Origin of the sequence: Pseudoflavonifractor sp. 60, assembly GCF_009911645.1 — a bacterium.
Taxonomy (GTDB): Bacteria; Bacillota; Clostridia; order Oscillospirales; family Oscillospiraceae; genus Lawsonibacter.
This window is the reverse complement of record NZ_QWKI01000051.1, coordinates 1-26,383: the sequence shown is the minus strand read 5'-3', so window position 1 is coordinate 26,383 and position 26,383 is coordinate 1. Positions and strand designations below refer to the sequence as shown.

The 26,383-nt window shown below is 62.5% G+C and carries 23 protein-coding genes; 5 read left to right on the top strand and 18 right to left on the bottom strand.

Features of this window, described 5'->3' with window-relative positions; translation table 11 throughout:
• Positions 1 to 176: 176 nt before the first annotated feature.
• The 4 genes from D1646_RS06770 to D1646_RS06755 form a co-directional block, all read right to left on the bottom strand.
• A complete protein-coding gene (locus D1646_RS06770; RefSeq protein ID WP_160635740.1) occupies positions 177 to 1,370 on the bottom strand; it encodes a coenzyme F420-0:L-glutamate ligase in 1,194 nt (397 codons plus the stop codon).
• Positions 1,371 to 1,486: 116 nt separating this feature from the next.
• Positions 1,487 to 1,789, bottom strand: coding sequence for a PadR family transcriptional regulator (locus tag D1646_RS06765; protein ID WP_160635739.1), 303 nt, complete (start codon positions 1,787 to 1,789; stop codon positions 1,487 to 1,489).
• Positions 1,783 to 2,583, bottom strand: coding sequence for a hypothetical protein (locus tag D1646_RS06760; protein ID WP_160635738.1), 801 nt, complete (start codon positions 2,581 to 2,583; stop codon positions 1,783 to 1,785). The genes D1646_RS06765 and D1646_RS06760 overlap by 7 nt, the downstream gene beginning before the upstream one ends.
• A 14-nt stretch (positions 2,584 to 2,597) precedes the next feature.
• A complete protein-coding gene (locus D1646_RS06755; RefSeq protein WP_160635737.1) occupies positions 2,598 to 3,407 on the bottom strand; it encodes a hypothetical protein in 810 nt (269 codons plus the stop codon).
• A gap of 135 nt (positions 3,408 to 3,542) precedes the next feature.
• Here D1646_RS06755 and D1646_RS06750 point away from each other — a divergent pair, with 135 nt between their 5' ends.
• The gene (locus D1646_RS06750) at positions 3,543 to 4,913 is read left to right on the top strand and encodes an aldehyde dehydrogenase (protein ID WP_160635736.1); all 1,371 of its coding nucleotides are present in this window, start codon (positions 3,543 to 3,545) and stop codon (positions 4,911 to 4,913) included.
• Positions 4,914 to 5,557: 644 nt separating this feature from the next.
• Here D1646_RS06750 and D1646_RS06745 read toward each other — a convergent pair.
• Complete coding sequence (locus D1646_RS06745; RefSeq protein WP_160635735.1) at positions 5,558 to 6,235, bottom strand: DUF2461 domain-containing protein; 678 nt, start codon at positions 6,233 to 6,235, stop codon at positions 5,558 to 5,560.
• Between the two features lie 80 nt (positions 6,236 to 6,315).
• Positions 6,316 to 8,220 (bottom strand): VanW family protein, encoded by a 1,905-nt coding sequence (locus tag D1646_RS06740; RefSeq protein ID WP_160635734.1) that lies wholly within the window; start codon positions 8,218 to 8,220, stop codon positions 6,316 to 6,318.
• Positions 8,221 to 8,568: 348 nt separating this feature from the next.
• Between D1646_RS06740 and D1646_RS06735 the strand changes: the two genes are divergently transcribed.
• Positions 8,569 to 9,744: a 5-bromo-4-chloroindolyl phosphate hydrolysis family protein gene (locus D1646_RS06735; protein WP_243154054.1), complete on the top strand. Its 1,176-nt coding sequence runs from the start codon at positions 8,569 to 8,571 to the stop codon at positions 9,742 to 9,744.
• 63 nt (positions 9,745 to 9,807) lie between these two features.
• On the opposite strand, the gene D1646_RS06730 is transcribed toward D1646_RS06735, so the two are convergent.
• From D1646_RS06730 to D1646_RS06695, 8 genes are all read right to left on the bottom strand, one after another.
• Entirely contained in the window at positions 9,808 to 10,287 is a 480-nt protein-coding gene (locus D1646_RS06730) for a dihydrofolate reductase (protein ID WP_160635733.1), read from the bottom strand.
• 12 nt (positions 10,288 to 10,299) lie between these two features.
• Entirely contained in the window at positions 10,300 to 11,130 is an 831-nt protein-coding gene (gene thyA / locus D1646_RS06725; protein ID WP_160635732.1) for a thymidylate synthase, read from the bottom strand.
• Between the two features lie 1,014 nt (positions 11,131 to 12,144).
• Positions 12,145 to 12,393, bottom strand: a complete 249-nt coding sequence (locus D1646_RS06720) for a sporulation transcriptional regulator SpoIIID (protein WP_160635731.1) — start codon at positions 12,391 to 12,393, stop codon at positions 12,145 to 12,147.
• A gap of 122 nt (positions 12,394 to 12,515) precedes the next feature.
• Positions 12,516 to 13,505, bottom strand: coding sequence for an NAD(P)-dependent oxidoreductase (locus tag D1646_RS06715; protein WP_160635730.1), 990 nt, complete (start codon positions 13,503 to 13,505; stop codon positions 12,516 to 12,518).
• Positions 13,502 to 14,443, bottom strand: coding sequence for a 50S ribosomal protein L11 methyltransferase (prmA, locus tag D1646_RS06710; protein ID WP_160635729.1), 942 nt, complete (start codon positions 14,441 to 14,443; stop codon positions 13,502 to 13,504). The genes D1646_RS06715 and prmA overlap by 4 nt, the downstream gene beginning before the upstream one ends.
• A gap of 42 nt (positions 14,444 to 14,485) precedes the next feature.
• On the bottom strand, positions 14,486 to 15,358 hold the full coding sequence (locus D1646_RS06705; protein ID WP_160635728.1) for a DegV family protein: 873 nt from the start codon (positions 15,356 to 15,358) through the stop codon (positions 14,486 to 14,488).
• Between the two features lie 40 nt (positions 15,359 to 15,398).
• On the bottom strand, positions 15,399 to 15,926 hold the full coding sequence (locus tag D1646_RS06700; RefSeq protein ID WP_160635727.1) for a DUF1836 domain-containing protein: 528 nt from the start codon (positions 15,924 to 15,926) through the stop codon (positions 15,399 to 15,401).
• Positions 15,927 to 16,264: 338 nt separating this feature from the next.
• Complete coding sequence (locus D1646_RS06695; protein WP_160635726.1) at positions 16,265 to 17,155, bottom strand: putative ABC transporter permease; 891 nt, start codon at positions 17,153 to 17,155, stop codon at positions 16,265 to 16,267.
• A 137-nt stretch (positions 17,156 to 17,292) separates the two neighbouring features.
• Between D1646_RS06695 and D1646_RS06690 the strand changes: the two genes are divergently transcribed.
• A complete protein-coding gene (locus D1646_RS06690) occupies positions 17,293 to 19,923 on the top strand; it encodes a TetM/TetW/TetO/TetS family tetracycline resistance ribosomal protection protein (protein WP_160635725.1) in 2,631 nt (876 codons plus the stop codon).
• Between the two features lie 56 nt (positions 19,924 to 19,979).
• Here D1646_RS06690 and D1646_RS06685 read toward each other — a convergent pair whose 3' ends face one another.
• The 3 genes from D1646_RS06685 to D1646_RS06675 form a co-directional block, all read right to left on the bottom strand.
• Positions 19,980 to 21,188 (bottom strand): DUF6080 domain-containing protein, encoded by a 1,209-nt coding sequence (locus tag D1646_RS06685; RefSeq protein ID WP_160635724.1) that lies wholly within the window; start codon positions 21,186 to 21,188, stop codon positions 19,980 to 19,982.
• Positions 21,185 to 22,633, bottom strand: a complete 1,449-nt coding sequence (locus D1646_RS06680) for a DUF6056 family protein (protein ID WP_347565143.1) — start codon at positions 22,631 to 22,633, stop codon at positions 21,185 to 21,187. The genes D1646_RS06685 and D1646_RS06680 overlap by 4 nt, the downstream gene beginning before the upstream one ends.
• Positions 22,634 to 22,697: 64 nt before the next feature.
• Positions 22,698 to 23,471 (bottom strand): hypothetical protein, encoded by a 774-nt coding sequence (locus D1646_RS06675; RefSeq protein WP_160635722.1) that lies wholly within the window; start codon positions 23,469 to 23,471, stop codon positions 22,698 to 22,700.
• 305 nt (positions 23,472 to 23,776) lie between these two features.
• Between D1646_RS06675 and D1646_RS06670 the strand changes: the two genes are divergently transcribed.
• Positions 23,777 to 23,965, top strand: coding sequence for a hypothetical protein (locus D1646_RS06670; protein WP_160635721.1), 189 nt, complete (start codon positions 23,777 to 23,779; stop codon positions 23,963 to 23,965).
• Positions 23,962 to 24,729 (top strand): peptidoglycan recognition family protein, encoded by a 768-nt coding sequence (locus D1646_RS06665; protein WP_160635720.1) that lies wholly within the window; start codon positions 23,962 to 23,964, stop codon positions 24,727 to 24,729. The genes D1646_RS06670 and D1646_RS06665 overlap by 4 nt, the downstream gene beginning before the upstream one ends.
• A 64-nt stretch (positions 24,730 to 24,793) precedes the next feature.
• Here the strand turns inward: D1646_RS06665 and D1646_RS06660 are convergent, their stop codons facing one another.
• Positions 24,794 to 25,780: a M42 family metallopeptidase gene (locus D1646_RS06660; protein WP_160635719.1), complete on the bottom strand. Its 987-nt coding sequence runs from the start codon at positions 25,778 to 25,780 to the stop codon at positions 24,794 to 24,796.
• Positions 25,781 to 26,383 lie beyond the last annotated feature (603 nt).

Genomic DNA, 26,383 nt, shown 5'->3' with positions numbered 1-26,383 from the left:
GACGGTCAATCCCGGCCCGGCTTCGCCGGGAGCCCCTTTTCAAAGGGGCCAGGCCGCCTGCGGGCGGGACGAGGGATTGGCCCTGCGAAGCAGGGCCCACAAGCGACACCAACCGCCAACAGAAAACAAAACACACAAAGGCCGCCGCCCATTGGGCGGCGGTCCTCATAGTATCATTACTCAGTGGTGTAGTTGTCGAAGTAGCCCTGAATGAAGACCACCGGGGTCCCCTTGTCTCCGGATCCAGAGGTCAGGTCGCACAGGGAGCCGATCAAATCGGTGAGCCGCCGGGGGGTCGTGCCCTCGGACACCATCTGACCCACCAGGTCTCCGTCCTTCTTGTGGATACGGTCCTTAATGGCCTCCTTCAGCGCCTCGCCGGACAGGTGGGCGAAGTCGTTGTCGGCCAGATATTTCAGCTTCAGCTCATTGGGGGTCCCCTCCAGACCGGCGGTGTATGCGGGAGAGACCACCGGGTCGGCCAGCTCCCAGATTTTACCCACCGGGTCCTTGAAAGCGCCGTCGCCGTAGACCATGACTTCCACATGCTTGCCGGTCTTCTCCAGCAGCTTCTTCTGGATGGCCTCCACCAGCCCCTGGCAGTCCCGGGGGAAGAGCTTCACCTGGTCCTCGGTGGACTTGTTGGAGCCCAGCAGGCCATACTTCTCATTGCAGCCGCTACCATTAACGGGGGCGTTGAGGATTTCGTCCAGGCCAAAGACCCTCTCCCCTCCGGCGGCCCGGAGCAGACGCTTGGTGCGCTCTCTGGTGTGGATGTCGCAGCACAGCACATTCTTCGTGTAGGGCAGGACCGCCCGGGGGTCGTTGGCAAAGATGATCTCCGCCTCCGCCCCGCAGCCCTCAATCAGCTCCTGGTAGTAGGCCACATAGTCCACCCCGGTAAAGGGGTGCTTTTGATCGCCGAACAGTGTCCGGTACTGCTCCAAGGTGAGGACGTCCTTGTAGGGGTCCACGCCCTTCTCGTCCACAGCGTCCAGGCTGATCAGGTGGTTGCCCACCTCGTCGGAGGGGTAGCTGAGCATAAGGACAATCTTCTTCGCCCCCTTGGCAATACCCCGCAGGCAGATAGCGAAACGGTTGCGGCTGAGGATGGGGAAGATGACGCCCACCGTCTCCCCACCCAGCTTGGCGCGGACGTCGGCGGCGATATCGTCCACGGTGGCATAGTTGCCCTGGGCCCGGGCTACAATGGCCTCGGTCATAGCCACAATGTCCCGGTCCCGGAGGGAAAAGCCGTCCTCTGCCGCGGCCTCCAGCAGGGAATTGGTCACAATCTCCACCAGATCGTCTCCGCTGCGGATAATGGGGGTGCGGATACCCCGGGATACAGTACCGACCATACGGCTCATAAAGGAACACTCCTTGTTTTCATATCATTTGTGAGAAAAGGCCCCACAAGCTTATATGATAGCACGATTTCAGCCGGTTGTAAATATAATTTTGTCAATTAATGCGGCAAAGCGGCCTACTCCACTCCAAACGAGGCGATGGCGTCCCGCATATGCCGCCACTCCCCACGCAGCGCCTCCAGCCGCTCCAGCCCGGCGGGGGTGAGACGGTAATACTTCCGGTCCGGCCCGCCGTCCCCAGGGGCCATGTACCATTCGGTGTATTTCTCCTTGCCCAGCCCCCGGAGCAGGGCATAAATGGCGCTCTCCTGGGTGTCCGGAAAGGCGGCGCGCAGGGGGGTGAGCACCTCGTAACCGTACTTGTCCCCCCCGTCCAGCAGCTGGAGCAGGCACAGCTCCAACAGCTCCTTCTTCAGCACAAGGCCACCCCCGTTCCGACAAGACCGGCAATCCCCACGAGGACCATACGAGGGAAGTAATAGAACTGCAATTCATTCACACCATACCAGGGAAGGCTCATACTTCTTGTCCAGAATATAAGAATCACACACAGCGCCGTCATGGTGAGGGCCAGCGTGTACAGCGCCAGCCACCGCCGGTCGAAGAGCTTGGCCAGCACCAGTCCGGCCAACGCAATCAGAGTGCAGGCACAGCCGCCATACCGCAGCACGTATTGCAGCATCCACGCCTGCCTGGCGACCGGGCCGGGAAAGAGTTCCTGGGCAAGGCGCTCCAGAAACTCGGGCCTTGACACATACCAGGTCCAGCCCAGCGGAATCGCTCCCACCGCCAGTACAAGCACCAGTCCCAAAATCAGCCGTCTGGACAGCGGCCCGCGCTTCTGCTCGTACCGCCGGAACCAGTACTGAGACAGCACCAGCCCCACCATCAGGACCAACACGGGAAACCAATATCTCGTTTTCCCCAAAAAATAGTCCAATTGACTGCGCCCCAAAATACACCACTTGGCCATCAGGACCAGCCCAAGTGCCAGAATCCCGAACACCGCCAGCCAACGGCGGTAGGACTTCACGTCGGTGAGCAGGCGGGCCGCCTGGACGGGGTCCCCCAGTTCCTCCACCAGCCTGCTTTCGTCCCGCTTCTCCTGAAACACCAGCTCCCTATAGTCGGCAATGGCCTCCTCTGCCTCCTTGGGTGGCAGCCGCCACCGCACCGCCCGACTGAACTTTTTCAGGTAAATTTCTCTGGTCATCCCTCTGTCTCCCTTCATATCAACGCGGCCCCCGTTCCCATAAGGCCCACCGCCCCGACGGGGAGGATCCGGGCAAATATGTAAGACCGCATGACCTCTGGAGCGCCAAACGTCAGGTCCATGGCGTGTATCACAAAGGTAACAAAACCCAACATCGCCCCCACCGTAAGACACAGGATGTACAGCGCCAGCCAGCGGCGGTCACGACACTTGGCCTGTACCAATCCGGTCAAGCCCGCCAGCGCCATAAAAATGCCTGCACACATCATCACCGTGACCAGCCCATACACGTTTTTTTCAAACCCGTAAGCCCCTCCGGGAATCTCTTCAAATATGCGGACCCCGGTCAACTGCCAAATCCGGATAAAAATCCCGCATCCTGCCACAAAAACCCCTGCTAATGCAGTCAACAGCCCTTTGGGCAAGGACCCGTTCTTCTGCCCATGCTTTCTGAACTCGCACAGAGACAGAAGCAGGCCCGCTGCCATCACAAGCACCGGATACCACCACGCACGCACTCCATTAAATGTGAAGCTCAGGGCGGTCCAAATCCATTTAGCCTGCAAAAGCAGTGCAAAGGCCAGTATGGCAAATACAGCCAGCCATCGGCGGTAGGTCCGCACATCGGTGAGCAGGTGGGCCGCCTGGACGGGGTCCCCCAGTTCCTCCACCAGCCTGTCCGGATTCCGCTCCTCCTGAAACACCAGCTCCCTATAGTCGGCAATGGCCTCCTCCGCCTCCTTAGGCGGCAAACGCCACCGCACCGCCTGGCTGAACTTTTTCAGGTACTGCTCCCTGGTCAGGGGTTTGGCTTGCTTCATCATGCACTCCTCCATTCCTCTATTGTTAAAAATTCAGTACTGATAAAAATATAATACTTGTCCGCCAGACCTTTGTCAAGAGAAATTTTTGACGGGGGCGGAGTTTTATGGTATTCTCAGAAGAAAGGAGGGACGTTCATGGATATGCAAGCTCTGGTACAAAAGCAGCGGGACTATTTCCGCACCGGCGCGGCTCTGCCCCTGTCCGCCCGGCGGGAGGCGCTCCGGCGGCTGAAAGTGGCGATCAAGACCCGGGAGGGGGAGGTCTGCGCCGCTCTGGCCGCCGACCTGAACAAGTCCCCCACTGAGAGCTATATGTGCGAAGTGGGCATGGTGCTGTCTGAGCTGACCTTTGCGGAGAGACACCTGGCCTCCTGGATGAGGGACCGGCCCCACCCCACCCCTCTGGCTCAATTCCCCGCCAGAAGCTGTTCCGTGGCGGAGCCCTACGGCGTGGTCCTCATCATGTCCCCCTGGAACTACCCCTTTCTGCTCACTCTGGGGCCGCTGATTGGGGCCGTTGCCGCCGGGAACTGCTGCGTGGTAAAGCCGTCGGCCTACTCCCCCAAGGTCTCCGGGGTCCTCCGAGAACTTTTGGCGGACTGCTTCCCGCCGGAATTTGTGTCGGTGGTGGAGGGGGGCCGGGAGGCAAATCAGGCCCTGCTGGAGCAAAAATTTGACTACATTTTCTTCACCGGCAGCCCCGGGGTCGGCCGGGAGGTGATGGCCAAGGCGGCGGCACACCTCACTCCCGTGACCCTGGAGCTGGGGGGCAAGAGTCCCTGCATCGTGGACAGCACCGCCAAGCTGGACCTGGCCGCCAAGCGGCTGGTGTTCGGCAAGCTGCTCAACTGCGGCCAGACCTGCGTGGCCCCCGACTACCTGCTCATCCACCGCCAGGTGAAGGACCGCTTTCTGGCGTATGTGAAGCGGTGGATCACGGTCATGTACGGCCAGCAGCCCCTGGACAACCGGGGCTATGTGCGCATGGTCAACGAGAAGCACTTCCGCCGGGTCCTGGGACTCATCCACCGGGAGAAGGTGGTCTTTGGCGGCGGATATGACCCCGAGACCCTGAAAATCCAGCCCACCATTCTGGACAACGTGTCCCTGGAAGAGCCAGTAATGCAGGAGGAGATTTTCGGGCCGGTGCTCCCGGTGCTCACCTTCGACAGGGTCCAGGAGGCGCTGGACCTTGTCAATGCCCGGCCCAAGCCTCTGGCCCTCTACCTGTTCTCGGAGGACAAGGGGGTCCAGGACCTGTTCCTCCGCCGGGCCTCCTTCGGCGGCGGCTGTATCAACGACACCATTATCCACCTGGCTACCAGCCGGATGCCCTTCGGCGGCGTGGGGGAGAGCGGCATGGGCGGCTACCACGGCAAGGCCAGCTTTGACACCTTCACCCACTGGAAGAGCGTGGTAAAAAAGTCGACCCGCTTGGACCTGCCCTTCCGCTACGCCCCCTACACCCCTGGCAAGGACAAGCTGATCCGCCTGTTTTTGAAATAAAAAAAGACGTCCCCAGACGTCTCCGCCAAAAAGAAATGACCCTTGACCGCCCGTTTCGTAATCCGATGCAGTCAAGGGTCATTTCTGTTCTGTCTTATTATCTAACATCATATGGCTACCTCCGTTTCTATTGGATACGCTCCGCGCTCCACTCCCGCCGGCAATCTTCCAGTTCTTCAACGACCATCCATCATACTCCCGCTCTGCGGACAAACTCCTCAAATGTGAGGCCCTTTGGTCGGATTCCTCTCGCCTTGCCTTTGTGGACTGTGCGCCTTGCGCTTGCTGAACGCCTTCTGCTTCGGTCAGGTCTCGTCAGGGAGGCATATCCTATTACCAGATCACGGGTACTCCCGAGGTCCCTCAACTGGAATCCTGTCGCTCCCAAGTGTTCTTCTTCCCCTCTCATGGCGCTTACTTGGGCTATGAAACACTTGACCTTGCAGCCGGCCTCAGCCGCTGGGGCTTTTACCTGTACATGGGACTCACCCTTCCTTGTTCTGGTTATAATTTACCACACTAATGTAATTCTGTCAAGGATTTTTGTTCGTTTTTATCACCAAATTTTCCGCCGGATTTTCTACACCCCTCCAAAAATCCCTGCGAAAGGCGGCGTCCGGGAGGGACGCCGCCTTTCGCGGGGCTCAAATATGGTCGGGCTCGGGATCGCCGGGGAGGGCACACAGGAACTTGTACTGGGGGACCAGGGACTTCCACCCCTCCAGCACCTGGCCGGCCAGCTCCGGCGTGAAGAAGATCCCCTCGCAGTTGCAGGCCCGGGAGAAGCTGATCTGCCGCCGGTTGTACCAGGGGGAGAGCAGCGGGCCCGGGTCCCCCTTGGGGCGCTTGTACTCCTGACCGTCCAGCTCAAATTCCCCCCGCCGGTTTACCGCCCTGGCCAGCTTCTCCACCGGCTTGGGGTCCCGGTCGATGCGGGCGCGCAGCTTGGCCATGGTCACCGGGGGCACATCCCAGCAGCCCATGCCGTAGCCGTACCGGTCGGCGGCCACCTCAAACCAGAAGCAGGGGATACAGCCGTCGTGCTCCCCCGGCTTGCGCAGGGAAAACCACAGGTGGTCCTTGTAGGGGCCCCGGCCAAAGAGACGGCGGGCGTCCCGGTAGATGCGGCTCACTTTCAGCTCCAGGCCCAGCTTGGGGAAGGCCCCGGTCATCTCCCTGGTGAGCTGGGCGGCCAGCTCCCTGGTGGGCCGGTCCACCTCATTAATAAATTCCTCCTTGTGGGCCAGAAACCAGGGGCGCTCGTTGTTCAGCCTCAGCCCCCACAGGAAGTCGATGGTCCCCTGCGTGTATCCTTCAAACATATGATTTCCCCTATCTCTCTGCGGTGATTTCCAATTTTTGAAAACTTCCCGCCCTGGGAAGGACGGGAAGTGGTATTCCATCAGGCGGCCACGGCGTTGGGATCAATGAAGTTCAGGCCGGAGTCGGAGGGTTCCGGCTGTTCCGGTCCCGGGTCCTCTGTGCCGGAGGGCTCGGTGGTCCCAGTGTCTTCCGGCTCGGTGGTCCCGGGGTCTTCCGGCGTGGTGGTCCCGGGGCCGCCGGGCGTTTCTGTGCCCGGGTCGGCAGGAGTCGTGGCGCCCGGGTTGGTGGGCGTCGTGGTGCCGGGATCGGCGGGCTCGGTGGACGCCGCAGGGGGCTTGCCGTTGACCCAGGTGGTGGGGTCGCCGTCGGCGGGGTTATAGTAATAGGTGTGGGGGCGCATACTGTAGCTGCTGGTCCCCATATCCTGCTTCTCCACCACGGTGCCGTCGGCCTCCCGGATGGTGCGGTAGGTGTGGGCCTTCTTGCCGGTGTAGGCGTTCTGCTCCCGGTCCAGCACCAGAGTCCCCCGGGCCACGCTGGCGTCCGGCTGGTAGACAGTGGTGGGATTGACCACGTCGTACACCGTGCTGGTGGGGTCGCCGTAGCGGCCGTCAATATTGGTCCCGTAAATCTTTGCGGTCAGCTTCAGAGAGCCCCCCGAGGTATAGGTGACCACCGACACCTTGATGGGGTAATCGGTGCTGTTTCTGAATCGGAAATCCAGAGTGTCGCCGTACACCGTAGCGTCCATCCCGGCGGGCATATAGGTGACGGCAAACCGGTGGTCGTGGCGCTCCACGATCTCCAGGGTTGAGTGGAGCACCGCATAGTAGATGGTGGAGGAGCCCTGGCAGACGCCGCCGCCAATGCCGTCCTCCGACCGGCCGCCCACGTAGATGGGGGCGGGGAGATAGCCATTTTTCGCCGAGAAGCCGCCGGCGGTCTTATTATAGGAGAATTCCTCTCCGGGCAGGACAATGGTGTCGTTGCACCGGGAGGCGGCCAGCTTCACATTCGCCCTCCGGGCGGTGGTGCCGGTGACGGTAGTGGTGGCCTCCCCCAGCACATCCCGGAACAGGCTGCCCCCCAGGTCCTCCTTGGTCACCTTGGGCTGGGTCAGGGTCAGGGGGATGGAGAAGGTCTCGCCCCCCTTGGCCGCCTGGTAGGCGCTGCGCAGGGCCTGGACGTCAAAATCGACCCCCACCGTGTGGTCGGTAATCTCCATGGACTCCAGGTCCAGGGCGGCGTCCTTGGGCTCGGTGTACACCGCCCGGTGGATGGCCTCAAAGTCGGGCTCGGCCACCTCGCTGGTCTGGCCGGTCAGCTCCACCTTTTGCATGGAGGACTCAGTCTGGCCGCTGAAGCGCTGCTCATAGCCCGCCAGCAGGTTCTCCTCCGCCTGGGTCCGGGCCTCCTCCCAGTCCACAGTGACCACCGGCGCCCCCTTGACCATCACCAGCCGGTCCTCCTCAATGGTGTAGCCCTGGTCGTCGGTGGCGGTGACCGCCTGCTCCATCCGCTCCATCAGGTCCTGGAGGGCGGGGTCGTCCTCAGGGATCACCGCCGGTACCTGACTGGACATGCCCAGCATATGTCCCAGCAGCTGGGGGCCGCCGGTGAGGAAGTTCCCCCGGCCCTCCTGCCAGGCGTTTTGGGCGCTCTGGGCAGCGTCCACCTGAACATCCGCCCCGTTCAGCTCCTCGCTGAACTCCTGGTCTGTCGTATAGTGCAGCGCCAGGGTCACATCCTTCCCCTGCTGGCTCACCGCCGTCTCCACCGCACTCTGGGCCTGCTCCACCGTCATGTTGGATACATTTACGCCGGAAATGGACACGTTGGGCAAAATTTCCTGCCGTCCTCCGGCCCAGGCGCACAGCCCCAGATAGGCCGCCGCCAATATGCCCACCACCGAACCGGTGATGAGCCAGGGCAGCTTGCCGCCGCCCTCCTTTTTCGCTACGCGCTGTCCTTGCATCGCTCTCATTCCCTCCTGCTGCTTCCATACCGGCCCCGAGACCAGTAAATTATATTATATCACGGGCCTCCCCCGAAATAATTACAGAATAGTTACAACTCAGCCCCTTCCCTCCCTTTTCCAGCCCGAACACGCCCCTCTCCAGACCTCTCCCGCTATGACCCAAATTTACCGCCCTTTCTTCAGTAAATTTTAAGAAAAAATCAATTCCCTTTTGGAAATTTTCTGTTATAGTAGTAAGGGAGTGGTGATTCATTGCTTCCGTCCCGCCAAGGGCAGGGGGAAGACGCCGAAATCAGGAGAGCTCACCGGAATCAGGAGCTCTTTCACAGTACTTTCATGTTTGGGGGATGCGCTATGTCTGACTATCAGGGCAACCAAAAAAACAACGACGTGGTCTACTGGCTGATTGCCGTGGGCCTGATCTGTACCGGCTTTGCCGCGCCAATCGGCGTGCTGATGATTGCGCTGAGGCTGTTCAGCGGGGGCAAGAAAAAGGGCCGCCATCCCTACTACCAGCAGCAGAGCCAGACCCCTGCCGGAGCCCGGACCACCGGCCAGGTCTTCCGCCCCCAGACCGCCCAGGAGAAGCCTGGCCAGGATCAGCGCGTTCTCAAGCCCAAGAAAAAGTGGGGCCGGAACAGGGACCCCATCGCAGCGCTGAGCAAAAAGGGCAAGGGCTGGGCCATTGCCGGGGCCGCCACCGCGGCGGGCTGTCTCATCGGCTTTTTCGGCAGCCTGAGCGAGCCGCTGTACTGGCTGTTCCGGGGCGACCTGCCTCTGTTCATACAGGGGCTCTCCGGACCCCTGGTCCTGCTGTGCTGCGCGGCCGCAGGGCTGGGCGGACTGTGGGCCGGAGTGCGTAAGCAAAAGCAGGCCCGGCGCTACCGCAGCTACCTGGCGATGATCGGCCAGAAGACCACTGTATCCGTCTCCGTCCTGGCCTCCGCCACCGGCCTCTCCCCCAACAGGGTCCGGGAGGACCTGTCCGATATGCTGGACGAGGGCCTGTTCCCCCAGGGCTTTCTGGACTACGGCGGCGACCGGCTGGTCCTCACCGGCGGCGGCATCTCTGAGCCCGTTGAGGAGCCCCCCGCTCCCGCCCCCAAGGGGGATGAGAACGCTGTGCTGGCCGAGATCCGGACGGTGAACGACGCCATCAAAAATGAGAAAATGTCCGCCCAGATCGACCGGATCGGGGTCATCACCGCCAAGATCCTGGACTATCAGAAGTCCCACCCCGCCAGGGCCCCTCAGCTCCACAGCTTCTTGAGCTACTACCTGCCCACGACCCTGAAAATCCTCCGGGCCTACGGGCAGCTGGAGGCCCAGGAGGTGGCCGGCGAAAATATCACCGCCGCCATGCAGCGCATTGAGGGGATGATGGATAAAGTGGTGGAGGGCTTTGAGAAGCAGCTGGACCTCCTCTTCCAGGGGGACGCCATGGACATCACCACCGACGTGGAGGTGCTGGAACGGATGCTGGCCAAGGACGGCCTGTCCGACCGGGACGGCATCACCTTACAGCTGTAACAGCCCAAAAACAGAAGCTGAACCCCATTTGTGAGGGATGCCGCCTGACAAATGGGGTTCTTCTTATCCTCTTTTGTAGGTCACATAGCGGAAGGGAATGCCGCCCTCCTCCAGCTCCGGTCCCTCCTCTGCCACAGACCACTCCGGGCGCTTGTCCAGATCAGGGAATCCGCAGTCGGCCCCGGGAAAGCTCCAATCTATTTTCGTAATGTAGGCGGTGTCACACCGCTCCAGCAGGGCCGCGTACACCGAGGCGCCCCCGATGACAAAGGAGTCCGCCGGCGCCGCCGCCAACAGAGCGGTCAAGTCAGAGAAGACCTCTCCCCCCGCGGGGGCAAAGTCCGGACTCCGGGATAAAATCAGGTTCCGCCGCCCCTTCAAGGGCCGCCCCCCGGGAAAGGTGGCCAGGGTCTTCCGGCCCAGGATCACCGTATGGCCCAGGGTCAGGGCCTTAAAGCGCTTCAAATCCTCCGAGAGGTAGACCAGCTGGTCGCCCCCACTTCCAATGGCCCAGTTTTGGTCCACCGCAACAATCAAATTCATACCGCTCCCTCCTTACACCGCAACCGGTATCTTTCCCTCCAGCGGGCTGGCCCGGTAGCCCTCCAGTTTCACGCTGTCGGGGGTAAAGTCATAGAAATCAGTGACGCTCCGGTCCAGGCTGAACGCCGGCGCGTCATAGGGCGTGCGGGCAATCAGCTCCTCCACCACGGGGACGTGGCGGTCGTAGATGTGGCAGTCAGCAATGACATGGACCAGCTCCCCCGCCTCAAAGCCGGTGACCTGGGCCAGCATATGGAGCAGCACCGCGTACTGCATCACATTCCACCCGTTGGCGGTGAGCATATCCTGGGAGCGCTGGTTGAGAATGCCGTTGAGGATGTTCCCGGACACGTTGAAGGTCATGGAGTAGGCGCAGGGGTACAGGGCCATCTCGCTCAGGTCGTGGTGGTTATAGAGGTTGGTGATGATCCTCCGGGACGCGGGGTCGTGCTTCAGGTCCCACAGCACCTTGTCCACCTGGTCCATCTCTCCCTGGGGATAGCGGTGCTTGACCCCCAGCTGGTAGCCGTAGGCCTTGCCGATGGAGCCGCTCTCGTCCGCCCAGGCGTCCCAGATGTGGCTGTGCAGGTCGTGGATGTTGTTGGACTTCTTCTGCCAGATCCACAGCAGCTCATCCACCGCCGACTTGATATACTGCTTCCGCACGGTGAGGATGGGAAACTCCCGGCGCAGGTCGTAGCGGTTGACAATCCCGAAGAGCTTCACCGTGTGGGCCGGAGCCCCGTCCTCCCATCGGGGGCGAACCTGGCGGTCGGTGTCCCACACCCCCTTGGAGAGAATCTCTTTGCAGTTCTGGATAAATATCTGGTCGGCATAGCTCATGGCTCAATGTTCCTCTCTGTTTTGATGGGCCTATTTTAGCAAAATACTGTAAAAAAAACAAGCCCCCGTCCATCAGGCAGGAGCTTCTCCACAGAGTTTGACAAAATACTCCGCTCTGCGGTATAATAGCTGCGCCGAGTCTTGATCGACAAGGCCGGAAGGGTTTATTGTTGCAAACGGCAGGTGGTTAGTCCTCCATTCTATATGGGGGCCTTGTCCCCCGGAAAGGGGGGACCGCTATGGTTACATATGGGGAGCTCTTTACATACTCCCTTGTGATTCTTGGCGTTGTTGGTCTGTGCTATCAGATCTTCAAAAGGAAATGACCACTCCTTAGCCCCGGCGTGGTCATTTCTTAACTAAACTCTGGGACTAACCGCTTGTCACAGTATCCCTTCCGTCATTATTATACCCTAAACAGCCGGTTTGTCAAGGGAAAACCCTCTTCTACCTCAGATTTCCAGTCGAAGCAGTGCCCGCAGGTCAATCCCCACCGCTTCGCCTCCGCCCCTTTTCAAAGGGGCCAGGCCGCCTGCGGGCGGGACGGGGGATAGGCCCTGCGAAGCCGGGCCGCACAAGCGGCGCAGCCGCTTGCCCCCTTTGGCAAAGGGGGCCCCTGAGCGAAGCGAGGGCGGGGGATTGTCCCTGAAAGCACCATCTTCTACCTAAAATTTCAAGTAGAATCAGTGCCTGCAAATCAATCCCCACCAGCTTCGCCTCCGCCCCCTTTCAAAGGGGCCAGGCCGCCCGCAGGCGGGACGGGGGATGAGCCCTGCGAAGCAGGGCTACACAAGCGGCAGCTCAGGGACACAAAGGAGCAATGATTACTCAGAGGCTATGGGAGGGCCGTTCCTTATCTACACATGAGCGGCGATATATCAGGGATAACTACACAAATTTACCTGCGGCAGTACGAAATACTCATCTGAAAAATTGGACAGATAAACGATAATTTTTGCTAATAAAAACAGCACGAAAAAGACAGCCTGTTTCCAGCAGGCTGTCTTTTTATGTTCAAGCTCCTTTGTATTTCTTCCGTGTGGCAATACCGCCCCGAATGTGCCGCTCCGCCTTGTTCTGCTCCAGGACCTCCTTCACCTGGAGGTAGAGGGTCCGGTTGAAGGTGGGCAGACGTTCCGACAGATCTTTATGTACTGAGCTCTTGCTGATCCCAAACTTTTGTGCCGCGGAGCGCACCGTCGCCCGGTTCTCCAGGATATACAGCGCCAGACGTTCGGCCCGCTCCTCCATGTTTCCTTTCAAAGCACAACACTCCCCGACTCTTGCTGCTTCCATCCTATGCAAGATTTACGGGAGATATGAGCGGATGCGCTTTACTGATTGGAACACTGTGCCCGCCGCAGAAGGGTTCCTCTGCGGCGCTCTCACCCCATGTTGACGATAAAATTGGGCTCCTTCCCCTCCAGAATCAGCCGCACGGAGTTCCACATATTCCGGTGGGCCCTGCGGAAGACGCCGCCGGTGATGCCCCCCAGGTGGGGGGAGTACACCGCCCGGTCCGCAATTTCGGCGGGCAGGTCCACCAGCGGGTGGCTGGCGGGGGTCGGCTCCGGGTCCAGGGTATCCACGGCGACGCCCCCCAGCCTGCCCTCCAGCAGCGCCTGACGGACGGCCAGATTGTCCACCAGCTGGCCCCGGGCAGTGTTCACCAGAATGGCCCCCGGCTTCACGCGGGACAGAAACGCCTCGTTCACCAGATGGGCCGTCTCCTCATTCACGGCGCAGTGGAGGGACAGGATATCGCACCTGGCCGCCAGCTCCTCCAGGGGCAGGTAGGTGACCCCCAGCGCCGCCTCCACCTGGGGCGGGCGGCGGTGGGCGGTGTAGTAGTACAGGGTACAGCCGAAGGGGCGCAGCAGCCGGGCCGCAGCGGTACCAATGTCCCCCAGCCCGATGATGCCCACCGTCTGCTCCCCCAGTTCGGGGGCGTTGGACACCATAAACCGCTCCTTAAATTGGATCTGCTCCCCCGCCTTCACCGCCCGGTGGCCGGTAACGCCCTGGCGCAGGGCCATGAGCATGAGCATGACGGTGTGCTCTGCCACGCTCCCGGCGTTGCAGCCCTTGTTGTTGCACACGAACACTCCCCGCTCCCGGGCGGCCTGGATATCAATGGCGTTGTAGGCGACCCCCTCGGAGTGGATCATCCTCAGTTGGGGCAGGGCGGCGATGGTCTCCCCATCCACCCGGGTTATGGCGTCGGCAAACACCACCTCCGCGTCCGGATGCTCCCGGGCCGCCTGGAGGGTCGATTGGTGGGCGGCGGCAAAGACCAGCTCCACCGGCAGGTCCTCCACAAAATCGGGCCGGTACAGGTCGTACCGGGACTTGGGCCCAAAAATCAAAATCTTCATACTGTCGCCTCCAGCGCGGCCCAGCCGTTTTTCTCCCGCTTCTTCGTCAGCGTGAGCCCCGCCTGTTTCAGGGCGGCTTCCACCTCCCCGGTCCGGGCGTCGATGATGCCGGAGCACAGGAAGACCCCGCCCTTCTCCAGCAGGCCGGGCACCTGGGGGGCCAGGGGGATAATCACATCGGCCACAATGTTGGCCAGTACCAGGTGGTACCTCCTCCGGGCCAGCTCCGCAGCCAGGGCCCGGTCGGCGAGCACATTGCCCGCCCGCACGGTATACCGGTCCCGCCCAATGCCGTTGAGGGCGGCGTTCTCGTAGGCCACATCCACCGCCTTGGGGTCAATATCCACCGCCGCGGCGGACTCCGCCCCCAGGACCAGGGCGGCAATGGACAAAATCCCGCTGCCGCAGCCCAGGTCCAGCACGGAGCAGCCGGGGGCGGTGTGCTCCTCAACTCCCTCCAGGCACAGCTGGGTTGAGGCGTGGGAGCCGGTGCCGAAGGTGAGCCCCGGGTTCAGGTAGAAGGGGACCCGCCCCGGGGGGATGGGCTCCTCCCGCAGCCAGTCGGGGACCACGTAGAGCCGCCTGCCCACCTCCAGGGGCCTGTAGTACTTCTGCCAGCTGTAGGCCCAGTCGCTGTCGGTGAGAGGGGTCGCGGTGTACTCCTCCTCCAGCCCCCGGGTATAGCCCGCCAGCTGCTCCCTGCCGTCGGCGTCGTCGGTGACGTAGAACTTGACCCGGGTCACCCCCTTCATCCGGTCCAGCAGCTCCTGGTCCACATAGTCCCAGTACTGGCGGTTCTGCTCCAGAAACTGGAGAAAGTCCCCCTCGTCCTCAATGACCACGCTGTCCATTCCGGCGGCGGCCAGCCGGGCGCACACCTGGTCCAGCCTGTCCGGCGTGGTGTTCACCGCAATTTCCAACCATTTGATCTCGTCCATCGTTCCACTTCCATTCTGTTTTCCCGCTCCCCTGCCGCGTCCTCACCGCTCGGTGCCAATGTAGAACAGCGCCACCGTGCCGGGGCCGGAGTGGGCGCCGATGACGGGCCCAACCCGGTTGATTAATATCTCCTGGACGCCGAAGCGCTGCTTCACCATGTCGGCCACGGTCTGGGCGTCCTCCAGGCAGTCGCCGTGGCTTATGAAGACGGTGAGGCTGCCCGAGTCAATGGAGGTCTGGGCCATTCGGTCCACCAGGGCCCTGAGGGCGGCCTGACGGCCCCGGATCCGGGCCATGCTCACCAAATGCCCCTGGTCGTCCACATGGAGGACAGGCTTGATCTGAAGCATGGACCCCACCACGGCGGTGGCGGCGGAGATGCGCCCGCCCCGCTTAAGGAAGTAGAGGTCGTCCACCGTGAACTGGTGGCACACATTCAGCTTGTGGTCCTCGACCCAGTCCCGCACCTCCTCGATGCTCCCCCCTCTGGCCCGTGCCTGGGCGGCGTACCACACCAGCAGCCCCTGGCCCAGGGAGGCGCACAGAGTATCCACGGTATACAGCTTGCGCTGGGGATACTTCTTTTTCAGCTCCTCCACAGCCATCGCGGAAGAGTTGTAGGTGGTGGACAAGCCAGAGGAGAAGGCCAGGATCAGCACATCCTTTTCCGCCTGAAGCAGAGGCTCCAGCGCCTGGGTGTACTGCTCCACATTCACGCCGCTGGTGGTGGCCATCTCCCCCCGGCGCAGACGGCCGTAAAAATCCTGGGGGGCCATATCCCGGTCGTCGGGATAGTCAGAAAGGGTACGCTTTCCCATGGTAAAGCACAGGGGGAGGACCTGGATATCCAGCTCCTGAACCATGCTGGCGGGCAGGTCGGCGGAGGAATCGGTTATGATTACAAAGTCAGACATACATATTTTCCTTTCTTTAGGATGCTCCAAAACAGGGCGGTCAGCCCTTCTTTTTTCGTTTGTCCTCCGGCGGCTGGAGGATATCCAAAATCCGCTGGCAGGCCAGCTGGTTGGCATAGCTGCGTACCGCCAGGTTGAGGGCCATCCTGGCCAGGTCCTGCTCCGGGACCTCCGGGTCGATGGTCTGGGCCGTGTCAGTGAGGGCCTGGTCCAGGGCGCTGCAAAAGTAGCCGTACAGCTCCGGCGGAGTCTTGCCGGTGGTCCGGCCCGCCTCCATCAGCGCACCGATGTTCCGTACCGACAGCACCTGCTTCAGCGCCGACACCGCCGTAAGATAGCCCAGATGGATGGGACCGTACCGCTTGCCCTCCGCCCGGGGCACCAGGCCCTCCTTGATATAGTTGTTCACCATAGCGGCGGTGAGGGTGGAACCCTCGTCAAAGCGGATCAGCTGCCGGGGCATGTAGGAGATCAGCTGGTCCATGTACAGGGCCAAATCGGGCAGCTCCTCCCAGCGGGCAGGCCGCTCCTGCTCCATACGCTCTCTCAGGTTTTGAAGTTCGTCCACAGAGCGGACCTTCTTTCTCAAATATGATACCGGGTATTATATCACGAAATATCGGGTATTGCAAAGAAAATCCCGAAAATCGCTTAAATTCGTAACACATTTTTCGCAGGGCTCATCCCCCGTCCCGCCCACAGGCGGCCTGGCCCCTTTGAAAAGGGGCTCCCGGCGAAGCCGGGCCGGGATTGACCTGCCGGCACTGCTTCTACTTAAAAGCTCAAATAAAAGGTGGTGCTCCCAGAGACAATCCCCCGCCCTCGCTTCGCTTGGGCACCCCCTTTGCCAAAGGGGGCAAGCGGCTGCGCCGCTTGTTTGGCCCTGCTTCGCAGGGTCCATCTCCCTCAGCGCCGCCGCAGATTCTCCCCTCTCCGGCGCAGCCGCTCCAGGGCGCTGCCGTGGTCGATGGAGCGCAGCCGTGGGAAGGCCCTCAGCAGACGGCGGCGGCCGAAGGACTCCCCCTCCAGCAGCGCCTGAACGCTGGTGTGCCACTCCTCCAGCTGGCGGCGGACCTGGGTGCGCTGCTCGTCCCGGCGCTGCTCCCACTCCTCCATCTCATCGGCCAGCTCAGCCCGGCGCTGGGCCAGACGGAAGGCCAGCTCGTCCAGGTCCTCCTTCCAGTCCGCCCCCCGCTCGGCGGCGTCCAGAACCCGCTCGGCCAGGTTCTCGCCAAACTCGTTGGAGGCCTCCTTGATTTTGGCGGCCAGCTCGTCGATCTGTTCCAGATGGCGGTTCAGCTTCACGATGGTGGACACGGTAGCCGCCAGGTCCACCCCCATCCCCGCACTGAGCACCGCCAGCAGCACCAGCCCCAGCATATGGGGGCACAGGTGGATCAGCGCCAGCACCGTGGGGTGGAGCAGCTTCACCACAAACACGCAGGCCAGCCCCCAGACGATGGAGAATCGCAGGCAGATGTAGCCGCTGAGGTTGAAGGGCTCGTCGGAGTAGTCCCACCACCGCTGGTGGAACAGCTTCTCCAGCACAAAGCCGGTGAGCCACTCCAAAATGGAGGTGAGCACCACTGAGCCCACAAACAGGATGGGCAGATTCTCCGACAGGGGGGTCAGACAGCCCAGCACAATGACAACGCCGAAGCCGTAGACCGGGCAGACGGGACCGTTGAGAAAGCCCCGGTTCACAAATTTTCCCGTCACCAGGGCGGCATAGCTCACCTCGGTACACCAGCCCAAAAAGGCGTAGATAAAAAAGATCCATAAAAAGCGGTACAGCATAAACTGTCTCCTCCCGCAAGGTAATCCTGGATATTATACCTGTTTTCGGAGAAAATGTCCACCCCCTTGACACAGAAGGTAAAAACCATGTATCCTTATTCTTAGCTGTATTTGATTTTGGAGAGGCGGACGGCCCAATGAAAAAGCTGGTTTTGGGAATATTGGCCCATGTGGACGCGGGGAAGACGACCCTGGCCGAGGGGCTGCTATATGTAAGCGGGGCGGTGCGCAAGCTGGGCCGGGTGGACCACCGGAACGCCTTTCTAGACACTAGCGCCCAGGAGCGGGAGCGGGGCATCACCATCTTCTCCAAGCAGGCGGAGCTGACCTGGGGGGAGACCGCCTTCACTCTGCTGGACACGCCGGGCCATGTGGACTTCTCCTCTGAGATGGAGCGCACCTTGCAGGTACTGGACTGCGCCGTACTGGTGGTCAGCGGCACCGACGGCATCCAAGGCCACACCCGAACCCTGTGGCGGCTGCTGGAGCGCCACCAGATCCCCACCTTCCTCTTCCTCAACAAGATGGATTTGGCGGGGGCCGACCGGGACGCCCTCCTGGCCCAGCTGCGGGAGAAGCTGGACGGCGGCTGTCTGGACTTCTCCGGCGGACTGGGGCCAATTCTGGAGGACCTGGCCGCCTCGGACGAGGAGCTGCTGGACAAATACCTGGAGTGGGGAGAGGTCACCTGGGAGGAGGCTGCCAGCCTTGTCGCCCGGCGGCTGGTCTTCCCCTGCTTCTTCGGCTCTGCCCTAAAGCTGGAGGGGGTCGAGGCGCTGCTGGAAGGTCTGACCCGGTACAGCCCGATCCCGGAGTTCGGCCCGGAGTTCGGCGCCAAGGTGTTCAAAATCGCCCGGGACGGCGCCGACCGCCTCACCTATGTCAAGGTGACCGGCGGCTCTCTCAAGGTGCGGACCCCGCTGGAGGGGGCGGACTGGCAGGAGAAGGTGAACCAGATCCGGGTCTACTCGGGCAGCAGGTACCAGACCCTGGAGGAGGCCCCCGCCGGTACGGTGTGCGCCCTCACCGGCCTGACCCGGACCCGCCCCGGAGACGCCCTGGGCTGTGAGCCCCCCTCCCTCAAGCCGGAGCTGGAGCCCGTCCTCACCTACCAGGTGATCCTCCCCCCCGCCTGCGACGTCCACACCTTTTTGAAAAACCTCCGCCAGCTGGAGGAGGAGGACCCCCAGCTGCGCATTGTGTGGAACGAGACCCTGGGGGAGATCCACCTCCAGCTGATGGGAGAGGTCCAGCTGGAGGTGATGACCCGGCTGATTCAGGAGCGCTTCGGCGTGGAGGTGGGCTTTGGCGCGGGAAATATTGTCTACCGGGAGACCATTGCCGGCCCGGTGGAGGGGGTGGGCCACTTCGAGCCCCTGCGCCACTACGCCGAGGTCCACCTCCTTCTGGAGCCCGGCCCCCGGGGCAGCGGGGTCGTTCTGGCCTCCGCCTGCTCCACCGACCAGCTGGACCTGAACTGGCAGCGGCTGATCCTGACCCACCTGATGGAGAAGCGCCACCGTGGGGTCCTCACCGGGTCCCCCATTACCGACGTGAAAATCACCCTGACGGCGGGCCGGGCCCACGTGAAGCACACCGAGGGGGGCGACTTCCGCCAGGCCACCTACCGGGCGGTACGCCAGGGGCTGATGCAGGCCCGAAGCATCCTGCTGGAGCCCCACTACGACTTCACCCTGGAGCTCCCCCCCGACTGCGTAGGCCGGGCCATGAACGACCTCCAGACCATGGGAGGCAGCGTGGAGGGACCGGAGATGGAGGGGGACCTGTCCCTGCTCACCGGACACGCCCCGGTGGCCGGCCTGCGGGACTACTGGCGGGAGGTCACCGCCTACACCCGGGGGCGGGGGCGGCTGTCCTGCGCCCTCCGGGGCTATGAGCCCTGCGCCAATCAGGAGGAGACCGCCGCCCGCTTCGCCTACGACCCGGAGCGGGATGTGGAAAATCCCCCCGACTCGGTATTCTGCTCCCACGGGACGGGGATCATCGTCAAGTGGGACCAGGTGTTCCGGCATATGCACGTGGACAGCGGCCTGCGCCTGGGCGGGGAGGAGCCTCAAACCCGGTCCGCCGCCCCCGCCGGAGGACACAGACAGTACCAGGGGGGCAGTCTGGAGCAGGACAAGGAGCTGCTGGCCGTCTTTGAGCGCACCTATGGCAAGGTGGAGCGGGACGCCTTCCGTCCCCAGAAAAAGCCCGCCCGCACCAGCCTGGACGAGGGGAAGTACACCATCCGGGACCAGTATACCGGGCCGGAATACCTGCTGGTGGACGGCTACAACATCATCTTCGCCTGGGAGGAGCTCACCGCCCTGGCCCACCAGGATGTGGCCGCCGCAAGGGCCGCCCTGGAGGACATTTTGTCCAACTACCAGGGCTACCGCAGATGTGTGGTCATCCTGGTCTTCGACGCCTACAAGGTGAAGGGCAACCCAGGCTCAGTGGAGAAAAAGGACAATATCTATGTGGTCTACACCAAGGAGGCCGAGACGGCGGACACCTACATCGAAAAGGCCACCTACGACCTGGGCAAAAATCACCGGGTACGGGTGGCCACCTCCGACGGGCTGGAGCAGCTTATTATCCTGGGACACGGGGCGCTGCGGCTGTCCGCCCGCTCCTTCAAGGCGGAGGTGGAACAGGCCCAGGGGGAGATCTCCGCTCTGGTGGCAAAGCTGAACCGGAGGAATCCGGACCTGGGCCAGCTGAGACATACCGCAAAAATCGTGAAGGGAAAAGGAAGAACATAGGCCCTGCGGCACAGAACAAAAAAACTCTCCCTCCGGATGTCCGGGGGGAGGGTTTTTTATCGGGTCAGGTACTGGGCCAGGGCCTGGTACCCGGGGAGATTCAGCACCACCAGGCCCAGGGCGTAGACCCCCAGCCCCCAGGTCACGGCGCGCCGCTCCCAGGCTCCGGCCTCCCGGCTGAGGGGCAGAGCGGCGATGCACATCTGGGCGGGCAGGTGGTGGAGGGAGTAGAGGAAGGCCTCCTTCAGCCCGTACTGGATCACACCGTGGAGCAGCAAATTACACCCCAGCACGGCCAGCGGGGCCCAGAGCAGGGGAGAGCGGCGGTACCTCCAAATCGCCCACACCAGCAGTCCCAGCCAGACCGCCCCCGCCGCCGTAATCAGGGGGGAGGCAGAGGGGATGAAGGTGAGGGCGTCCCCCGGGAACTCCCCAAAGGCGGACTGGTCCATGGTGTCCAGATAGAAGCTGGTGGAGCCGAAGAAGGCGTAAAACACCCGGTGCGCCCCCTCCGCCAGAGAGAAGTGGTCGCTGAAGCTGCTGGCGCTGCCCAGAGCGCCGGGGATAAGCCGGCTGAAAAAGAAGGTCCGCATCGGGGTGAGGGCCACCGCCGCACAGAAGCCGCCGCCCCCCAGGGCCAGGGTCAGCCCCCGCCGCAACAGCGTCCCGCCGGAGAACACCACAATGGCCGCCCACAGGGCCCCGTTGGTGATGGTCACGCCGGCGGCCAGGACCCCCAGCGCCGCCGTCACGATCAGATTCTGCCGCCGGGCGAAGTAGAAGGTGAGGAAAAGGATGAGGGCCGAATAGATGTAGCTCTCCCCCACCAGGATGTAGAACAGCGTGGAGAAGGACAGCCCGAAAACGGCGCACACCAGCAGGGCCCGCCCCATGTCCAGGCCATACTGCTCCTCCAGAATGCGGTCCAGCACCACGGCGCACAGCCAGCCCAGGCCAATCTGCATCATCACAATGAGCATATAGTGGTGCTCTGTGCTGATGGGCCCCAGCACCAGCCCCTCCAGCCGCGTGAACACACAGCCGAAGAGGATGAGCAGAGGGTGCTTGATGATTCGGGCGGAGGCGTCCATGGTCTGGGAGAAGAAGCCGGTGACAAAGTACACGTCGTCGGCGGAGAAGACCCGGTCGTTGTGGGCCCCCGCCAGGTCGTAGAAGCCGGTGCGCTGTACCAGCAGGAAGAGGAGGACGTAGACCGCTGCCAGGCCGCCGAAAAAGAGGATACGCCAGGGAACACGCCGTTTCATGTCAATCCCTCCCACTCACTTCGGGGCACAAAGCGGATGGCCAGGTCCCCCGGGGTCTCCCGGAAGTACACCAGCTCCATTTTGTAGTCGCTGTCGGCTTCCCACAGGTAGCCCCCGTCCTCAAAGGCGGGCAGGACCGCCTGGCTGGCTCCGGCGGACAGGGCCTCCTCCAGAATTTGGGTCCGGGTCAGCTCCAGCTGGTGGAGGGGCCAAAAGACGGACAGGTAGAAGCACAGGATCCCCGCCGCCGCCCCAATGGGGATCAGCGTGCGGACCGGACCAGTCAAATCCTCCGGCCCAAGGGCGTGGAACAGGACGCCCGCCGTCCCCAGCAGAAGCACATAGGACAAAAACAGGCACCGGGGGCCAATGGGCGTTACAAAGAGCAGAGGCGCCGCCGCAGCAGCAGCCATCAGCCAGAGGAAGAGCGCCTTGGCCCGGGTCGGACGGTCGGGGGACCAGCGCCACAGGGCCGCCGTACAGGCCAGCGCCCACACGCCGGCCATCACCACGGGGCGGAAGCCCCCCCAGGCCAGACCCAGACAGCCCAGGGCCAGCACCGCCGCCAGCACATTGTCCAGGGGGGTCCTTCTGCTGTTTCCCCAGTAGAGCAGCGCCAGCAGGGTCAGCGGCCAGTAGAGCACGGGGCATTTCAGGATGTAGTACCGCGCCACCTCCGGAACATTCTCTCTGGCGGTGGCCAGCAGGCCGGACAGGGTCCCGCCCATGTGATAGGCCCCCTCCGCCGTCCCCAGGTTCCGGTAGGCCGGCGAGGCAAACAGCAGTGCCGCCCCCAGGAGACAGCCCAGGAAAAAGACCAGCAGACAGGGGGACAGCCTGCGCCTCTCCCACCAGTACCAGACCAGCAGCAGGCCGGAGGCGCACAGGGCGCACAGGGTCGCGTTTTCCACAAACAGCTGCTGCCCAAAGCCCAGCAAAAACAGGGCCGCAGCCCGGGGGCCGCTCTCCCGCAGCGTTTCCCCCTCCAGCACCGGCTCCGCCAGCGCCAGACAGGCCAGCAGCATGGCCGCCGGGGGCAGGTAGTTGAAAAAGCCGGCGGCCCAGGGGTAGATCTGACAGAACATCTCCCGGGGCAGCGCCAGGAGCAGGGCGGTACACAGCAGGATCCCCCGCCACCCCCGCAGCCCCGTGACCCGGGCCAGGGCGGCGGCGAGGGCCAGGGTCAGCAGGGCGCGCATCAGCTCCCGGACCAGGGGTCGGCTTCCGGCGGTGTAGGCCAGAATGTTGCCCATAACCCGGGCGTTGGTGGTGGACCACACCTGGACCAGGGTCCGCGCCAGGTCCAGAGGGCTGTGGAGGGTCATCCCCAGAGCCTCCCGATACCAGTCATCTCCGGTGAGGGGAAAGAGCCAGCAGAGCCAAAACAGTCCCGCAAACAGCAGGACCAGGCAAATTGCCCCGGCGGTGCGCTCACTCCTGTTCACTCTACGCAATTCAGACGCTCCTTTCAAAAAAAGCCTCCCCACTGCGGGTGGGGAGGCACATACTTTACATCAGCTTGACGGTGTAGTACACAAACAGGGCAAACAGCCAGGCCACCATCACATAGATCAGGTAGTAGGCCACCATCCCTCCTGCGGCAATTCCCACCACCACCGCCGCCAGGCTGGCCAAGCAGGTGGCCAGAGGGACGGTGCAGCAGGTGTCGGGGGCCAGGAAGCGCACCGGCTCCATGCCGGGCAGGGGCAGAAGGCCGTCCGACTTCTTCAGCAAGAGGACAGCCCCGGTGACGACAACGATAGCAGCCAGAACCAGAATGGTCTCCTTCAGGCCGCTGGAGCCCATGCGGGCAAACCACAGCCCCAGGGCGGACATTCCGCAGGCGCAGGCGCCCAGGAAAAACTCCCGCTGGTAGATATAGTACACCAGCGCCAGCACGGCCCAGGCCACCACCAGCCAGAACAGCATAGACATACCCTCGGCCCGGAACTTGACCGTCACGTGGGCGCAGACAGCCACCGCCGCCAGTGCCAGAGCCAGCACCAGCTGCAAACCAAAGGTTTTCTTTTGCTTCATCTGCCAGAACGCCCAACCCAGAGCCAGGACCGCCGCAACAGCCCCTGCAATGCGCAGGACGCCCAGCACATTTCCGATGGCGACCATCCGATTGACTGCCGCCTCTTCCATCTTGTAGTTGATATAGTTGCGATTGATCAGGACCAGAAGTCCCTCCAGCACAATCGCCCCCACCACCCACAGCAGGCCTCGCTGCAGTGCGATATCCTCCTGACGGCGGCGCTCTTCTCTCTGTTTCTTATCCATGCGTTTTCATTCTCCTTGCTGCGGGCCGCCACAGCCCGATTGAGTATTCTGTGGTATCCATATTTCCAGACGTTTTATTATTCTACCAGATTGCTTATTTTTTTGCAAGACATAAAACGGGAAAAGTATCCAAATTTATAAATCCGCCCCCGAACTTTCTCCACAGGGATGTACGAAGGTGTGCAACTTTTCCCCGATCCCCCCGAAGTATGGGAAAATTCCCCGGTACACAGGGGTCCCGCCCGCCATAGAATGGGTAGCGGAGCGCTGTGTCCGCAGACTTGAAAACAGAAAGGATGGGATCTATGGAGATCATTTGGAAACGGCTCTCCCGGCTGCTCACCGTCAAAAGCCTGGTCACCCTGGCCCTCACGGCGGTATTCTCCTGCCTGGCACTGTGCGGGAACATCGACCAGGATTTTATGACCATATACGCGGTCATCATTTCCTTCTACTTTGGGACCCAGACCTCGGAAAAAGAGGTGGAAAAATGAGACTGAGACAGCAGTACCTGACCCGAAACGACTGCTTCCAGGCCGCCCGTCCCCTCCAGGTACAGGGGGTTATGGTCCACTCCACCGGGGCGGACAATCCCCGGGTGTGCCGCTACGTCCCCGGAGATGAGGAGCTGGGCCGCAACACCGCCGGCAACCACTGGGACCAGCCCGGCATCACCAAGTGCGTCCACGCCTTTATCGGGAAATTTGCCGGCGGGGAGGTGGGCACGGTCCAGACCCTGCCCTGGGAGGTCCGGGGCTGGCACTGTGCCCGGGGGCAGAAGGGCTCGGGCAACAACACCCACATCGGCTTTGAGATCTGTGAGGATTCCCTCAGCGACCCCGCCTATTTCGCCAAAATCTACCAGGAGGCGGCGGAGCTGACCGCCTACCTCTGCAAGGAGTTTGGCCTGGACCCCCTGGCGGACGGGGCCGTCATCTGCCACCAGGAGGGCTACCAGAGGGGCATTGCCTCCAACCACGGGGACGTGCTCCACTGGTTCCCCAAATTTGGAAAGACCATGGACGATTTCCGGGGCCAGGTGTCCCAATTGATGAAAGGAGAGGACGAAGAAGTGACCTATGAGCAGTGGAAGGAATTTATGGAGCAGTACCGGAAGGAGCTGCGGGAGCTGCCCGCCGGAATGCCCGAGCTGCTGGCCGACGCCAAAGCCATGGGCCTCACCGACGGCTTCCGCCCCCGGGACCTGGTGACCCGGGAGGAGGCCGCCGTGATGGCCCGGGCCGCCGCCAAACAGTGATTCTCCTGCCTGTCTCCCCTTCGGGGGAGGCGGGCTTTTTTATTGTCTGCGGACTGAGGGGATTTTATGCCTGGACAAAGGCGGCCGCCAGCTGCACACAGGCCTCCGCGTCGGCCAGGTCTGCCGTCTCCACAGGGGTGTGGATGTAACGGCAGGGGATGGAGATGCCCCCGGTGCGCGCCCCGGCCCGGGCGGTGTGGATCGCCCCTGCGTCGGTGCCCCCGGCCCGCATAATGTCCCGCTGGACGGGGATATTCCGGGCCCTGGCCAGCTCCTCCAGCCGCGCCACCACGTCGGGGTGGCAGATGACGGAGGAGTCCATCACCTTCACCGCCGCCCCTCTGCCCAGCTGGGCGGTGCCGCATTTCTCTGAGCCGGGGGTGTCGTCCACGTCGGTTACGTCCACCGCAATGCCAATGTTGGGCTCAGTCCACCAGGCGGCGGTGCGCACCCCCCGCAGGCCCACCTCCTCCTGGACAGTGAACACCAGGTAAAGGTCGCACACCGGCTCTGTGATCCGCTCCAGGGCGCACAGCAGCACCGCGCAGGCAATGCGGTCGTCCAGATAGGGGGAGGTGACCCGGCTGCCCCGGATCTGAAGCCCCTGGTCGTAAATGGCGGTGTCTCCCACCTGGACCAGAGCGCGGGCCTCCGCCTCGTCCCTGGCGCCAATGTCGATGAAGCACTGGTCCAGCTTCAGCTTGCCCAAGTCGGCCTTCTCCTCGGGAACAAACACCCCCCGCAGGCCGTTTTTAAAGCGGACCGGCGCATAGGCCGCCTCCTTGGGGGATACGCCGCCCAGCCTGCCGGCCCGGAGAAAGCCCTCCTTCTCAATGTGGGTCACAATGAAGCCGATGGAGTCCATGTGGGCGGCAAACATAACCCGGGGCCCCTTCCCCTTCTTGTGAATGAACAGATTGCCCAGGGTGTCGGTGGTGATCTCGTCGGCATAGGGCCGGGCCAGCTCCTCGATCTTCTCCCGTACATCCCCCTCGTCCCCGGAGGGACCGTGGGCCTCGTTAAGCGTCTTCAGTATTTCAAGCAGTTCCATCATTTGCCTCCTTACTTGTCCTCGCCGGACGGGCCTTCTTTTTCTTGTAAGAAAAAGAAGCAAAAAGAACGTTTCCCTGTGGGCAGTGTGTTTAGAACAGCTTCCCCCGAAAGCAGCGTGGCGACAGCCGCCCAGCCTCCTCTGGCAAGGGGGGCGGCCCAGTGCGCACACTGGGGCGGGGGATTGTCCCTGGAAGCACCATCTTCTACCTCAGATTTCAAGTCGAAGTAATGCCTGCAAATCAATCCCCACCGCTTCGCGGAGCCCCTTTTCAAAGGGGCCGGGCCGCCTGCGGGCGGGACGGGGGATTGGCCCTGCGAAGCAGGGCCACACAAGCGGCGAAGCCGCTTGCCCCCTTTGGCAAAGGGGGTGCCCGAGCGAAGCGAGGACGGGGGATTGTCTTAGGAAAACTGCTTCTATTTCAAATTTCAAGTAGAAGCAGTGCCAGCAGTCAATCCCCACCGCTTCGCGGAGCCCCTTTTCAAAGGGGTCGGGCCGCCTGCGGGCGGGACGGGGGATTGGCCCTGCTTCGCAGGACCCCAAGCGGCGCAGCCGCTTGCCCCCTTTGGCAAAGGGGGTGCCTGAGCGTAGCGAGGGCGGGGG

Bases quoted from the DNA above. Each gene is read 5' to 3' on its own strand.
- D1646_RS06770 (WP_160635740.1), bottom strand. From the start codon at position 1,370: ATGAGCCGTATGGTCGGTACTGTATCCCGGGGTATCCGCACCCCCATT.
- thyA (WP_160635732.1), bottom strand. From the start codon at position 11,130: ATGAGCTATGCCGACCAGATATTTATCCAGAACTGCAAAGAGATTCTC.
- D1646_RS06755 (WP_160635737.1), bottom strand. From the start codon at position 3,407: ATGATGAAGCAAGCCAAACCCCTGACCAGGGAGCAGTACCTGAAAAAG.
- D1646_RS06735 (WP_243154054.1), top strand. From the start codon at position 8,569: ATGTCTGACTATCAGGGCAACCAAAAAAACAACGACGTGGTCTACTGG.
- D1646_RS06705 (WP_160635728.1), bottom strand. From the start codon at position 15,358: ATGTCTGACTTTGTAATCATAACCGATTCCTCCGCCGACCTGCCCGCC.
- D1646_RS06730 (WP_160635733.1), bottom strand. From the start codon at position 10,287: ATGAATTTGATTGTTGCGGTGGACCAAAACTGGGCCATTGGAAGTGGG.
- D1646_RS06740 (WP_160635734.1), bottom strand. From the start codon at position 8,220: ATGAGAGCGATGCAAGGACAGCGCGTAGCGAAAAAGGAGGGCGGCGGC.
- D1646_RS06675 (WP_160635722.1), bottom strand. From the start codon at position 23,471: ATGGATAAGAAACAGAGAGAAGAGCGCCGCCGTCAGGAGGATATCGCA.
- D1646_RS06750 (WP_160635736.1), top strand. From the start codon at position 3,543: ATGGATATGCAAGCTCTGGTACAAAAGCAGCGGGACTATTTCCGCACC.
- D1646_RS06665 (WP_160635720.1), top strand. From the start codon at position 23,962: ATGAGACTGAGACAGCAGTACCTGACCCGAAACGACTGCTTCCAGGCC.
- D1646_RS06685 (WP_160635724.1), bottom strand. From the start codon at position 21,188: ATGAAACGGCGTGTTCCCTGGCGTATCCTCTTTTTCGGCGGCCTGGCA.
- D1646_RS06715 (WP_160635730.1), bottom strand. From the start codon at position 13,505: ATGAAGATTTTGATTTTTGGGCCCAAGTCCCGGTACGACCTGTACCGG.
- D1646_RS06760 (WP_160635738.1), bottom strand. From the start codon at position 2,583: ATGACCAGAGAAATTTACCTGAAAAAGTTCAGTCGGGCGGTGCGGTGG.
- prmA (WP_160635729.1), bottom strand. From the start codon at position 14,443: ATGGACGAGATCAAATGGTTGGAAATTGCGGTGAACACCACGCCGGAC.
- D1646_RS06695 (WP_160635726.1), bottom strand. From the start codon at position 17,155: ATGCTGTACCGCTTTTTATGGATCTTTTTTATCTACGCCTTTTTGGGC.
- D1646_RS06660 (WP_160635719.1), bottom strand. From the start codon at position 25,780: ATGGAACTGCTTGAAATACTGAAGACGCTTAACGAGGCCCACGGTCCC.
- D1646_RS06670 (WP_160635721.1), top strand. From the start codon at position 23,777: ATGGAGATCATTTGGAAACGGCTCTCCCGGCTGCTCACCGTCAAAAGC.
- D1646_RS06745 (WP_160635735.1), bottom strand. From the start codon at position 6,235: ATGTTTGAAGGATACACGCAGGGGACCATCGACTTCCTGTGGGGGCTG.
- D1646_RS06690 (WP_160635725.1), top strand. From the start codon at position 17,293: ATGAAAAAGCTGGTTTTGGGAATATTGGCCCATGTGGACGCGGGGAAG.